Raw genomic sequence first — 13482 nt, forward strand, 5'->3', positions numbered from 1 at the left:
GGCTAGCGGAGCCGAGCGATGGCCGTCGCATCACCTGTCACGCCGCGGCTCACCGTGCTCGCCCTGCTGCTGATGACCTTCGCCACCGGGCTGGTCGACGCTGTCAGCGTGTTGGTGCTGGGACATGTGTTCGTCGCCAACATGACCGGTAACGTGATCTTTCTGGGGTTCTGGTTCGTCCCGACCTCCGGGGTGGACCTGACCGCGGCGGTGGTCGCCTTCCTCGCGTTCCTGGTCGGGACCGTCATCGGCGGACGGCTGGCCCGTCACCTCGCCCACCATGTCCGCGGTTGGATCACCTCCGCGCTGTGCGTGGAAACCGTTCTGCTGCTAGCGTTGTCGGCGCTCGCCGGAGCAGGGTGGCTCGACTATCACAACGACCAGAAATTCATCCTGATCGCCGGGCTGGCCGTCGCGTTCGGATTGCAGAACGCCTCTGCACGCAGGTTCGGCATCCAGGAGCTGAGCACCACGGTGTTGACGTCGACGATCGTCGGCATCGGTTTCGACAGCCGACTCGCCGGCGGCACCGGGAAGCGCGAAAAGCTCCGCTACACCGTGGTTCTCACCATGCTGGGGGGAGCGATGGTGGGCGCCACGATGACCCTGGTGACCGTCGCGCCGGTGATCGCCCTGGCCGCGGCGTTCGTGGCCGTCAGCGCCGCGATCTTCTGGTCGGGACCCTCGCCGACCTCGGAGAATGATCTGTGACACACCCGGCATCAACGGAATTCGTCAAACATCATCCCTCGGCGCCGCCCGGGTACTTCGCCTGGGAGGCAGCCGGCTTGCGGTGGCTGGCCGTGGACGGCGGGGTGCGGTGCGCACGGGTCATCGATGTCGACGACGAGTCACTGACGCTGGAGCGGCTGACCTCGGTGCCGGCGACCCGTGCGGCAGCGCGCGAATTCGGCGCGCGTCTCGCCCACACGCACCACGCCGGTGCCGACGCGTTCGGTATCGGACCGGAAAACTGGTCGGGCCACGGGTTTTTCGGCCCGCTGTCGCAGCCGTTGCCGATGTCGTTGACGGCTCACGACAGTTGGGGTGAGTTCTATGCCCTCGAGCGGCTGGAACCCATGGTCGGCATGGCGGCGGCGCGGTTGAGCGGTGCGGCACGGGACTCCCTGGACCGGGTGACGGCGTGGTGTCTGGACGGGCGCTTCGATGACGATGACCCGCCGGCGCGGTTGCACGGGGACCTGTGGAGCGGGAACGTCATGTGGACCCCGGACGGGGTGGTGCTCATCGATCCGGCGGCGCACGGCGGCCACCGGGAGACCGATCTGGCGATGCTGGCCCTGTTCGGCTGCCCCTATCTGGACGAGGTGCTGGCCGGCTATCAGTCGGTGCGGCGGTTGCGCGACGGTTGGCCCGACCGCGTCGCGCTGCATCAGCTGTTCCCGCTGCTGGCCCATGTGGTGTTGTTCGGTGGCGGGTACGCCGAGCAGGTCGAGGTTGCATCCGCAAAAGTCGTGCGTACGTTCAGCTAACATAAGCGTGCTTAGCATCCGATGCGCTTCAGGAGGCTTCCGCGCGCCCGCGGCGGCTCGCCGTGTCCGGGCCGCCGCGGCCCGCCCTTCCCCCGACTGCCGGCGTGCCGGAATGATGAGGATGCGCTCACGGCAGGTCTCGCAACGCCACTGGCCAATGGCGGAACACCATATATAGAAATCACCGCAGTTCGCAGCGGTTCCACGCGAAGGCAGAGCGGCTACCGGCCTGGTAGGGCAAAAAGTCGAGCCGTTGCTTGAGAAAAGGAGATCGTTGCTTTCATGAAGTAATTAGCTCGGGCTCGGCATCGCGGCAGGATGGCGGCGGTGGACGCCATAGCTGTTATCCGGGTCACAATCTGACGCGTAGGGATATTTACTCGGCAAGACTTTCAGCAACGTCACAAAGCTGCTACCTTCCCTGAGACCAAGCTGAGAATCCGGGGAGGGTCCGATGTCGAAGCACCGCAGACGGAGTCGCCGGTCGAAAAAGGTCGCGGCGCTGGGAGCGGCCACCGCAACCGCCACCGCGTTGACCGTCACGGTCACACCGGCCCCCGAACCGCGCGCAGCGGTGCGGACGATGGCCGACGGCGTCAATCCGGCGGCGCATCCGCTGCTGCTGATTCCCGAGGTGGAGCTCGTCGAGCTCACCCCCGAGGTCCTCGACACGCTGAAGAACGCCGACCCGGAACAGCAGAAGCGGGCACTCAGCGCGCTCAACCCCGAACAGCTCGGTGCGGTGGTCGAGGCGCTCGGACCCGACGCCGCGGGCGTGGTGGGCAACCTGGCGATCTTTCCCGGCATCGACCTGATCGGCGGTCTCCTCGACCTCATCAAGGACCTGACCGGTCTGGATCTCTTCAACGAGCTGAAAGACCTGAATCCGCTCGAGCTGGCGGGTGTCCTGCTCTCGCTCGAACCGGGCGATCTGCTGTCCAAGTTGGGCTCCATGGAGGTGGCGCAGCGGTTCGAGGTGCTCAGCAACCTGAATCCCGCGCATCTGGCAGATTTGCTCCGCAATCTCAACCCCGGGGACCGGTCCACGCTGCTGGGCCAACTGCTGCCCGAGCAGGTGGGTCAGCTGCTGGCCACGGTCGCCCCGGCCGATCTCGCCAGCCTGATCGGCGGGCTGACGGAATCGCAACTCATCGAAGTGGTCAGGGAACTGGCGGACACCTCCCGCCTGGCTCCGCTGCTCGCGCAACTGACCGCCCTCGACCTGCTGGGCATGCTGAATCAGCTGACCGGACAGGACCTGATCGAAGTCGTGCAGGCGGCGCCGGCGGACACCTTGTCGGCGGTCCTCGCCGACCTCGACGCGGCCCTGCTGTTCCAGGTGCTCTCCGCGCTCGACCCCGTGCCGCTGGGGGATGTGTTGCGGCGGCTCGAAACCGCGCAGCTTGCTCAGGTGCTGGGCACTCTGGACAACGCGGGCGATCTGTTCGCCGTGCTCGCTGTCCTGGAGTCGGCGGATCTTGCGACACTGCTCAACCGGCTCGAGCCCGAGGATCTGACCGACCTGCTCAACAGCCTGGACTCCGTCCAGGTCGGGCAGCTGCTGTCCGGACTGTCCGCACCGGCGCTGGCCGGACTGCTGAGCACGTTGACACCGGAACAGCTGAACGCGACCGTCGGCGCGCTCGGCGACGGATTGCCCGCGCTGGTCGAAGCGCTGACCCTGGTGCAGCTGCGGCACCTGCTCACCACGCTCGACCCGGAACTGCTGCCGGACGTCCTGGCCCGCGTCGCACCCGTCGACCTCGCCGCGGTGCTGCCGAATCTCGACGCCCTGCAGCTGAACAGGGTGATCGGCGCGATCGACCAGGACTCCCTGCCCGGTCTGCTCAACCTGCTGAGCCAGGCACAACTCGTCGGGGTGCTGGCCGACGCCGACCTGGAATACGTTGCGCGGCTGGTCGGGGCGGCCCAGCCCGGCGCGCTGGCCGGTGCCCTGACCGGGCTGACCGACACCCGGTTGGCCGCTGTGCTCGCCGAGCTGATCGACACCGACCGGCTGTCGGATGTGCTCCTCCGGCTCGACGGCGACGGGCTCACCCAGCTGTTGACCACGGTGGGGGAGGGACAACAGCTGGCGGCCGTCGTCGAGGCGGTGCGGCCCGCATCCCTCGCCGCCGTGCTGTTCGATCTCGACAGCCAGCACCTGAACCGGGTGCTGGCCGCCGCCGGTGCGACCCAACTGGTCGACCTTCTCGATCTGCTCACCCCGGCCCAGTTGCGGGATCTGCTCAGCACCGCCGAGATCGAGCAGCTGCAACGCCTCATCGACGCCGCCGACGACGGTGCGCTCGCCAACACGGTGGCCCTCCTCGACAGCGTGGCCCTTCTCCACGTGTTGGAGCGGCTCGACGACCGCCGGCTCGACGCCGTGCTGCGCGGTCTGTCGACCACCGAACTGGCCGCCGTGCTCGCCACGGCCGAAGACGTGCAGCTGACCCGCGTCCTCGGGTTGGCCGGCCCGGCAGCGCTGGGCGCGGCGCTCGGACAGCTCGACAGCGACCGGCTGGCGTCGATCCTGAACGCGATCGGTGACAACGAACTGGCGGCGGCGCTCAACACGCTGACCGCCGAACAGCTGAAGACGTTGCTCGGCAACGTCTCGGAGGGCGACCTGGAGCGGGTGCTGGACGCCGTCAGCCCCGGTGGCCTGGCCGAGCTCATCGCGGGCTGGCCCATCGGTGACCTCCCCGGTCTGCTGCGGGGCCTGGACGACGCCGAACTGGTCGGGGCGCTGGCCGGCCTGACCGTCGAGGAGCTGGCCAGGGTTCTGGGGATCGGGGATGAGGCCGAACTCGCGCGCGTCGTCGCCTTGGCCCAGGTGGGCACCCTCGCGTCGGCGCTGGGCCTGCTGGACGAGCAGCAACTCAGCGGGGTGATCGCCGAACTCGCCGCCGGCGATGCGCTCGGCGACGTGCTGCGCAGCCTCAGTGTCGACGAGCTCACCGATCTGGTCACCCGTATCGAGGGCGGAACGCTGCAGACCGTGGTGAACGCCGTCGCCCCGAATGCGCTCGGCGCGGTCCTGGTCGAACTCGACGCGGGCGAACTACGGCAGGTGCTCGACGCGCTCGGCGACGCCGAACTGACCGCTGCGGTGAAGTCCCTCAGCACCGCCGAACTGGTCGGGCTGCTCGACGTTGTCGCATCCGACCAACTCGGCACGGTGCTCGGGGTCGTCGAACCGGCCGCCCTGGCCGCCGCCCTCGCCGAACTCGACGGGCCGTTGCTGGGTGCCGTGCTCGGCGGGATCGACGCCGAGGAGCTGCCGGCTGTCCTGGGCAATCTCACCACCGATGCGTTGGCCGGTGTGCTCACCGCCGTCGACTCGCAGCTGCTCCCGACGGTGCTCGACGCGGTCGCCCCCGAAGCGCTCGCCGGCGTCCTGGGCAGCCTGTCCGCCGACGAGCTCACCCGGGTGCTCGACAATCTCGACGACCTCGAACTCGGCCGGGTGCTCGACGAACTCACCCGCACCGAGCTGACCCAGCTGCTGCAGACCGCCGAGGGGGACGTGCTGACGCGGCTGGTCACCACGGCCGCGCTCGACGACCTCGCGTTCGCCCTGGTCGGCCTGGATCCCCAGCAGCGGGTGGCGGTGGTGTCCGAACTCATCGGCACCGGACGTCTGATCGACGTGCTGGGTGTCCTCAGCGCGGCCGAGTTGACCGACGTGTTGACCAAGTTGCCGGACGGCGAACTGGAGTCGCTGCTGAGCGGACTGACCGGCACCGAGCTGCTCGGGGTGTTGGGGCAGCTCAACCCGGCGCAGCTGGCCGATGTGCTCGACAACCTCGACCGCGGTGTCGTCGCCGAGCTGCTCGCCACCCTGCAGCCGGGCGACCTGGCCGGGCTGCTGCCCGATCTGGTGCCCGACGTCCTGGACGCGGTGGTGGAGCAACTGCAGCTCACCGGCCAGCTGGGCGCGGTGCTCGGCGAACTGCCCATCACCGATCTGCAGTACGTGCTGAGCCTGGTGGACGAGGATCTGCTGGCCGGGGTCGTCGAGGTGATCGATCCGGCTGTCCTGGCCGGCACGCTGCTCGGCCTGGACGAGGGGCTGGTCGCCCAGATCTTCGCCACACTCGACAACGCCGACATCGCCGCGGTGCTGGCCGCACTCGATCCCGCGGATCGACTGGAGATCATCACCGGCCTGACGGGATCGATCCTCGAGGGGCTGACCGGTGACGAGCTGGCCGCGGTGCTCGCCGGCCTGGACGCGGACCAACTCGAAACCCTGTTGGGCCTCATCGATCTCGACCTGATCCCCGATCTGATCATCGGGCTTCCGCTCGATGAACTGATCGACCTGCTGCCGTTGTTGGATGCGGTTCAGCTGGCCGAGGTGCTCGGACAGCTGAAGCTCGACGAGCTGGTGCAGGTGCTCGGCGCGCTGGATCCGCTGGACCTGGTCGCTGTGCTGACCCGACTCGACCTCGAGGATCTGACCGATCTGCTGGCCACGCTGGGCGCCGACACGTTGACCGACCTGCTCGGCGGGCTCGGCGCCGACGCCCTGGCGGACCTGTTGAGCGGGCTCGACCCGTCTGCACTGGTGGATCTGCTCGGTGCGCTCGATCCGCGCGACCTCACCGATCTGCTGGGCATCCTCGATCCGGGCATCCTCACCGACCTGCTGGACGGGCTGGATCTGTCGGTGATCACCGAGGTGATCGACCTGCTCAACCTGGCCGGGCTGGTCGAGTTGCTCGACAATGTGGGGTTGACCGATCTGCTGGATCTGATCGGTGGGGATCTCGGCGATCTGCTCGACGATCTGCTCGGCCTGCTGCCCGGTCTGACCGATGAACTGGGCGTCAACCTCATCACCACCGGGCCGCCGTTCAGTCTGCTGAGGCTCGTGGGCGTGGACGTCGGCTGGGTGCCGGCGTTCCCGAGCCAGATCGCCGACGCGATCAACGGCACCGATTACCTTTCGGTGCTCGGGCTGGCCAATGTGCGGATACCGATCGTCGTCGGGTTCGGGCTGGGCGCGTTCGCCGCCGGCCTGGCCTACGGGTCGGTGGTGAACGCCCTGCCGTCGCAGCCGGGCGGCCTGCAGGATTCCAATCCACTGGCTTCCAGCGTCACGCTGCTGCCGATGATCCTGCTGCGCAACCCGGGCCGCGCCAACGGCGGTCTGTTCGCCCGGCTGGATCCGCTCGCGCAGCTGTTCGGGTTCTCCACCCGCACACCGGATTTCGAACTGGAGAACTCCGACGGTCTGCTGACCGGTGCGACGCTGCTGCCGATCAAGATCGACGCGGCGGTGGAGTACGACATCCTGTCGGACTTCCCGGCCTGGCCGAATCCGTTCTCGTTGCTCAACTCGCTGATGGGCATGCTGTTCCCGACCTACATGCTGCGGGGACTGGACCTGGGCGCGTTGCTGCCGCAGCTGGGGGTGACCCTCGAAGAGCTGCTGGACGACCCGGCGGCGATCAACCGCTACACGACGATGCCGGCGAACACGTTGCCGCTGCTGGAGCCGCTCTATCTGTTCACCGACGTGCTCAGCATCGTGTTGGGCCGGCCGATCGCCAACCCGCTGGCCAATGCGCTCGCGCCGGCGCTGAGCATCCTGGTCAACCTCGGCTACACCGATGTGGACCCGGAGGACGGTTACGACCGCTTGCTCGATCAGGCCGGGGTGCCGACGGGTTTCTTCACCCTGCCCAACCTCACCCTCGAACAGTGGCTGCGGGTGCCGTTAGACGTGTTCAACGCCCTGGTCGCCGGGTTCTACAAGGAGTTCTTCAGCGGTAACCCGACACCGGCCACCCCGAACGCGATCGAGGGTCTGCTCGGTGTGCTCGACCTGGTGGACGATCTGCCCGGCCTCGGCGATCTGCCCATCGGCAACGTGTTCGCAACGGAGGACGGTGGGGTGCAGACGCTCGGTGACATCGCGGAATCCCTGGTCAGCGGCGAGGACGCGGATCTGAGCGGCGAGTTGCCCGATCTCGGCCTGCCCGATGTCGCCGGGAAGCTGCCCGAGCTCGATGAGGCGCAGCTGCTGAGCCTCGACGATCCCGGCGTCGAGAGCACACTCGACCGCGAGCTCACCCTGACCGCGGAGGCGCCCGACGGCGACCCCGGCGGCGACTCGGCTCCGGCTTCCGGTGAGGAGGGTGTCGTCGAGGGCTCCGACGGTCTGGACCTCACCGACGGCGGCCTCGACACCGTCGAGACCGACATCGACGATGCCGCTGCGGGTGACGACGACGCTTCCGACACCGACGGGGAGCTCGAATCCCTTGAGCTGGTGGATATCTCACCCGGGCCCGATACCGGCGGAGCGGCGATCGGCAACGGCCGCCACACCCGGGGTGTCAATCGCAACCAGGCCAACGACGCGACCCGCCAGGCCGCGGAGGCGATCGCGGAAACCCGCGACGCGCTGCGGCAGCGCAGTGGCACCGATGACGAGACCGGTCCGGCCGGTACCGGGGCGGACGCGCCCTCGTCGCTCGCCGGTGCCGCCGCAACCGGGACATCCGCCAATGCCGGTGCCGGAGCGGAGACGGAATAGATCGCCGTCTTCCACATCGGGAAACTGGAAAGCGCAGCTAGCTAACAATATGGGCCGGGCACGGCATTCGGCAAAGTTCTGACCGCGCAGCATAACCGCGTTTACGAACATCCGAAGGATATTCGCGGAATTTCACCCGGTCGACATTGCGTGCACCGGTTCGGCGCCGGGAGTCTCGAAGCCCTCGTCACGGACTCGGCGTGCCACATGACGTCGAAAGACTCCTGCTGAGCAGGCGCTTAGCGTCGGGTCGCCGAGTCGTGTGCCTCGTGCGGCTGGAGATTTCCTACGGTTCCGTAACCCTCCCGTTCCGGTGTGGCGGGAGGGTGTGCGCATAACGCGCGCCCATGTGCTTGCAGAGGCAAAAAATTGACGACGGCGTAGGGGTTCTTTGAGGGCGCTATTCCGCAAACAACGGCGATGCTAGTCTCCGGCTGAGAACAAGCTGAGAGCTGTCAAAGGAGACGGTCAGATGGCGAAGCACACGAAGACCACGCGCCGCTCGAAGAAGTTGGCGACCCTCGGTGTCGCCACCGCCACCGCGACCGCGACCGCCCTGACCGTCGGCGCCGCCCCGCCCGAGGTCGAGACGTCGGCGCTCCGCAACGCCGACGTCGACCTGCTGGCCGGCATCCAGTTCTATCCCGAACCCGAGCACATCCCCGACCTGACCTTCGGGCTGGGAGCGGTCGGTTACGGCCTCTCGCAGGATTTCGCCGAGATGGCGATCCGCGGCCTCGTCGACAACATCAGCTTCGCCGCGCTGGCCGAAGCGCTCGGCCTCGATCTGCAGAGCCAGCTCGAGAACGTTCTGAACAATGCGCTCGCCATGCTGCTGGGGCCGGTGTTCGGCACGCTCGGCCAGATTCCGCTCGATCTCGACCTCGTGGGCTTGGTGGGAGGCCTGCTCGATCAGAAGATCACTGCGGAACTCGCGGACACGCTCCGCCCTGTTCTTGAAGGGCTGGAGGACCTGCCGTTTCTCGGGTCGATCCTGGGCGACATTCTCGGTCCGATCCTCGGCGGAAACGGAAACAATGGCCTGGTGGACATGGTGCTCGGCGAGCTCCTGGGCGACATCATCGGCGGAATCCTCCCCGGCGCGGAGCTTGACCTCGACTCGCTCGGCGGACTTCTCGGCCTCCTCGGCCTGGACCTCAGTCAGCCGCTCAACCTGTCCAATCTCAACCTCGGTCTGAACCTCGTCACCACCGGTCCACTCTTCACGGCGCTCAAACTGTTCGGAGCCGACTTGGGTTGGGAGCCTGCGCTTCCCAACGCGGTGGCGCGGGAGATCAACGAAACCGAATACCTCAACGTCGGTCTCCTCAGCCTGCTCAACACCCTCGGGCTGGAAGATCTCAGTGCCGCGCTCGGCGACCTGCCGATCGTCGGAGATCTGCCCGACCTGATCGCGCTCCGCGTACCGATCGTGATCGGTGTCGGCCTGGGCGCTTTCGCGGCCGGCGCTGCGTACAACCAGGTCGTCGCGGATCTCGCCAATCAGCCGGGCGGGGTGAACGGCGCGGAATCGCTCTTGGGTAGCTACACCATCCTGCCGATGATCTTGTTGCGTAACCCCGGACGGGCGAACGGTGGACTGTTCGCCCGGATGTACCCCCTGGCCGGGCTCTTCGGGATTGACACCGTGACACCGGAGACGAGTGCCCAGAGCAGCGGTGGCACGGTGCCCGTGCTGGGTACCGGGCTGACCGTCGGCGGCGCGAATCTGATTCCCGTCAAGATCGACGCCACCGCGGAATACGACTTCCTGTCGGACTTCGCAGCCTGGCCCAACCCGTTCAGCATGGCGAACAACGTTGCGGCCCTGCTGTTCCCGACATATCTGCTGCGCGGTCTCAGCGCTCTGGACCTGGTGGATTCGTTGGGTGAGCAGCTGACGCCGCAGCTGGCTCAGATTCTGGACAATGTCCTCCAATTGGACGAGGCCCTCGCCATCAACCTCTACCTGACCCTCCCGATGAATACGTTGCCGCTGCTGGAACCGCTTTATCTGGCAACGGATTTCATCAACCTGTTCACCCCGGGTTTCGATGTCAACAATCCGATCGCGACAGCGCTGAACCCGGTGCTCACCAGCTTGGTGAATCTCGGCTACACCGACGTGTACTGGGACGACGCCAAGGGCCAGTACGACCGGACGCTTCTCGAAGCCGATATCCCCACCGGTTTCGGCACCCTTCCGGCCGACGTCAACTGGCTCGAGGTGCCGGGCAACCTGTTCGCCTCGCTGATGCGCGGTGTCCAGGACGCCTTCGAAGAGGGTCTGATCGGCCCCGAGGGTTCCAACGTGCTGCGCACCCTGCTCGGCCTCATCGGCCTCGACCTCGGCGGGCTCGGCGCCGGCGCCGCCGGCCTGAGTATGGATGGTCTGCCCGAATTGCTCAGGGACGCCGTCGAAGACGCTGTCGGCGGGCTGGGCGAGCTCGGAGGGGTCTCGCCGCTGTCGTCGTCGCAGCCCGAGGCGGCGGCGGTGCCCGACCTCGGGGCCGACACCCTCACCCTCAAGACCGGCCAGCGCGCGGCCGCGCTGAACGAGTCCGATGGTGCGGGGCTGAAGGAGAACTCCGAACAGCCGCAGGACGCCGCCGGTGAGAAGACCGTCATCGACACCTCGACCGGCGACGAATCCCCGCAGCCGACTCCGGACGCACCACGCGAGGACGCGATCAAGCCACCGTCCAGCAAGCTGCGCACCGGCAGCAACGGTCGGGGTGAGGTCCGGACGGGTCTCGGCGCCCCGGGCAAGCACCTGCAGCAGAGCACCGAACGGCTCGGCCAGCGGCTGCAGGACCGCGCCGACAAGATCAACGACGGTCTTCGGAACGCGGGCGCCGGCCTTCGCAACGGCTTGACCGCCGGGCCGTCGAGCAAGTCCCAACCCAAGTCCCAGCCCAAGACGGCGGCCAAGGTCGGTGCGGGCGTCGGCGCCACGTCGGACTCCGAGTCAGGCGGGGACGAGTAGTGCCCGTCCTGCGAGCGGGCCGTTCCATCCGGGAGATGGGGCGGCCCGCTTGTGGTTTGACGGGCGTCAATAGTTTGCGAAATCTGCACATCGGTGCAGCAATCGGGGCTTGCTGACTCCTGACATCTTTGTCATGCAGAACAGTCGTCTTCGGGACGGTGCTGGCTGCCGTCCCGGTTTTCGCAGCTACGTCCGGTTTTGATGTCTGTGCCTGACAGATTTCGGCTTCTGACGAGACCGGGAGATGCTGCTGAACGCAAGCTTCAGGATGGCTGTGAAGATGCTTAACGAGTTTGCTAAAGTTTCGCCGTCGTGAATGGGTTCGAGTAGCTCACGAAAGGTCGTCGATGCCTGAACACCTGGCTCCGTCTCCTCCCGGTCGCGCCAGAGCCGCCGCGATGGCGCTGGCGACCACCGCGGCCCTCACCGTCGGTGTCACCGCTCCCAGCCTGCAGAATCAGGCCGCGCCGCAGGTCGTCGACATCGACGAACACCGCATCGTCGACGACGCCGAGGTCGCGCTGTCCGCGATCGCCGGTTTGTACGGGGTGGGGCCGATCTTCTGGGCCGCCGAAGCGTTGGGCATCACCCCGGAGAACGTGGTCCGCTCGGCGGTCGGCACGCTGGGCAGCCCCCTGCTCGACGACACGGTGGAACTGCTCTTCGACGCGCTCGGGCTGGTGTTCGACACCGGCGCTCCGGGACCGCTTCCCGGCGATGTCTACGGCCGGGTGAACGGGCTGAATTACACGACCGATCTCATCCTCGAGCTGGTGCCGGAGGGTCTGCGGAATCTCCGGGTGGGCCTCGTCGGTGCCGGCGCATTGAACCTGCTGTTCGGGGCGGATGTCATCGCCCCTGGACAGACAATCGGCCAAGCGGCGCAGGCCGTCTTCGACCGGCTGCCGATCCTCAAGCAGCGGCGTGCCGTCATCCTGTCCGAAGGGCTCGGCGGGCTGACCACCTCGCTCGCGTATCGCGACATGATCAAGGCGGTCACCTCGGACGACCCCGATTGGGAGCCGGGCGTCACCGGGCAGTGGCTGATCTTCGTCAACAACCCGGGCCGCCCCGGTGGCGGCCTGTTCGCGCTGGCCACCCCGCTGACCAGCCTGGTCGGGTTGAACCTGACCACACCGGCCGGTGGCAGCTACGTCAATGACCCCGACGATCCGACCAAGGTCCTCAACACCTCGGTGCTCGACATCGGCTGGGCGTACAACGTCATGTCGGACGCGCCGACCACGCTGAGCCCACTGGCCTGGGCCAACGCCCTGGCCGGCGCGATCTTCCTGAGCCACCTCATCCCGGACGATCTGAACATCGCCGACACCAATCTGTTGGAACAGGCGCTTCCGCTGACAGTAGGACTCGCCAACGGGGTGGCGGTTCTGCTCGACCCCACCGGTGGACAGGGCAGCAAGGTGGTGCCGATCCTCGGTGACCTGATCGACGCGCTGAACAAGATCCCGCTGGTGGACCTCCCGCATGTCCCGGGGCTGAACGGCACCTCCACCTACATCACCTACGACTCCGGCAACCTGCCGCTGCTGGAACCGTTCGACGTGCTACCCCGGATGCTGGGGATGGTCGGGCTGAATGTTCCTCAGCCGGTGCTGAATTCGGTGGAGAACGCACTGCGGCTGGCGATCAACACCAGCTACCAGGATGTGGACCCGGTGACGCTTGAACGCCGCTTCGACATGGCCGGCCGGCAGGCGGTGTTCGGGCAGTCCCCGCTGACACCCAGCCAGCAGTTCGACGCCGGATGGCTGATCGCCAACACGCTGATCAACGACATCCAGGACAATCTGCTGAACCCGGTGGCCTGGACACCGAGCGTCGCCGGGCAGCCGGTGTTGAACGAGGCGTTGCGGGCGTTGATCCAGAACGCGGCCGCGATCGCGGTGTCGCAGCTGATCAATGCGGGCATCGACGTGGTCCAGGACATCGGCGAGGCCGGGTTCGGTCAGGTTCGGACCGCGCTGACCCCGGTGCTCGACGTCGCCGACGAGTTGAACCGGCAGACCCGGGCCACCACCACGGTGACGCTCCAGGTCGACCAGCCCGCGACCGCGGCGAAGACCAGCGAAAAGCCTGCTGCCGCCGCGACTTCAGCGCTGCAGACCTCCGCTGCCGACACCGCGCGTACCGCGCCGGCCATCGACACCGACGGTGACGACGAGCCCACGGCCGAGGCCGGGAAGCCGGTCGAGAAGACGTCGACCCAACGCCGGGCCCGCACACAGCCGGGTGGTCAGCCGGACAAGGCCGGACATTCGGGGACGTCGGCGGTCGACCGGCCCGCCAGCAAGCCGAAGCCGCCGAGCATCGGCAAGAGCCCGGCCGAGAAGGCCGGAAAGTCCGGCCAGCGCGACGGGCGCGACAAGCGCGACCGGAACGCCGCCTGATCGGTTCCCCCGCATCCGGGCGGATTTTCCGCGGAGGCG

Annotated in this window: 5 protein-coding genes; all 5 read left to right on the top strand. The window is 67.5% G+C overall.

The features are described 5' to 3' along the window. Positions 1-18: 18 nt before the first annotated feature. The 5 genes from CKW28_RS00790 (at position 19) to CKW28_RS00810 (ending at position 13443) form a co-directional block, all read left to right on the top strand. A complete protein-coding gene (locus tag CKW28_RS00790; RefSeq protein ID WP_040546247.1) occupies positions 19-711 on the top strand; it encodes a YoaK family protein in 693 nt (230 codons plus the stop codon). Continuing rightward, positions 708-1493, top strand: coding sequence for a fructosamine kinase family protein (locus tag CKW28_RS00795; protein ID WP_003924538.1), 786 nt, complete (start codon positions 708-710; stop codon positions 1491-1493). The genes CKW28_RS00790 and CKW28_RS00795 overlap by 4 nt, the downstream gene beginning before the upstream one ends. Positions 1494-1947: 454 nt before the next feature. Beyond that, a complete protein-coding gene (locus CKW28_RS00800; RefSeq protein WP_003924537.1) occupies positions 1948-8046 on the top strand; it encodes a magnesium transporter MgtE N-terminal domain-containing protein in 6099 nt (2032 codons plus the stop codon). A 472-nt stretch (positions 8047-8518) separates the two neighbouring features. Next, on the top strand, positions 8519-11032 hold the full coding sequence (locus CKW28_RS00805; protein WP_003924536.1) for an alpha/beta hydrolase family protein: 2514 nt from the start codon (positions 8519-8521) through the stop codon (positions 11030-11032). A gap of 347 nt (positions 11033-11379) precedes the next feature. Further along, positions 11380-13443: an alpha/beta hydrolase family protein gene (locus CKW28_RS00810; protein ID WP_081475439.1), complete on the top strand. Its 2064-nt coding sequence runs from the start codon at positions 11380-11382 to the stop codon at positions 13441-13443. Positions 13444-13482: the final 39 nt, after the last annotated feature.

It is taken from the genome of Mycolicibacterium thermoresistibile (genome assembly GCF_900187065.1).
In the GTDB taxonomy this organism is placed as follows: domain Bacteria; phylum Actinomycetota; class Actinomycetes; order Mycobacteriales; family Mycobacteriaceae; genus Mycobacterium; species Mycobacterium thermoresistibile.

Excerpts from the sequence above, each read along its gene's own strand:
- CKW28_RS00790 (WP_040546247.1), top strand. The coding sequence starts at position 19 with ATGGCCGTCGCATCACCTGTCACGCCGCGGCTCACCGTGCTCGCCCTG.
- CKW28_RS00800 (WP_003924537.1), top strand. The coding sequence starts at position 1,948 with ATGTCGAAGCACCGCAGACGGAGTCGCCGGTCGAAAAAGGTCGCGGCG.
- CKW28_RS00805 (WP_003924536.1), top strand. The coding sequence starts at position 8,519 with ATGGCGAAGCACACGAAGACCACGCGCCGCTCGAAGAAGTTGGCGACC.
- CKW28_RS00810 (WP_081475439.1), top strand. The coding sequence starts at position 11,380 with ATGCCTGAACACCTGGCTCCGTCTCCTCCCGGTCGCGCCAGAGCCGCC.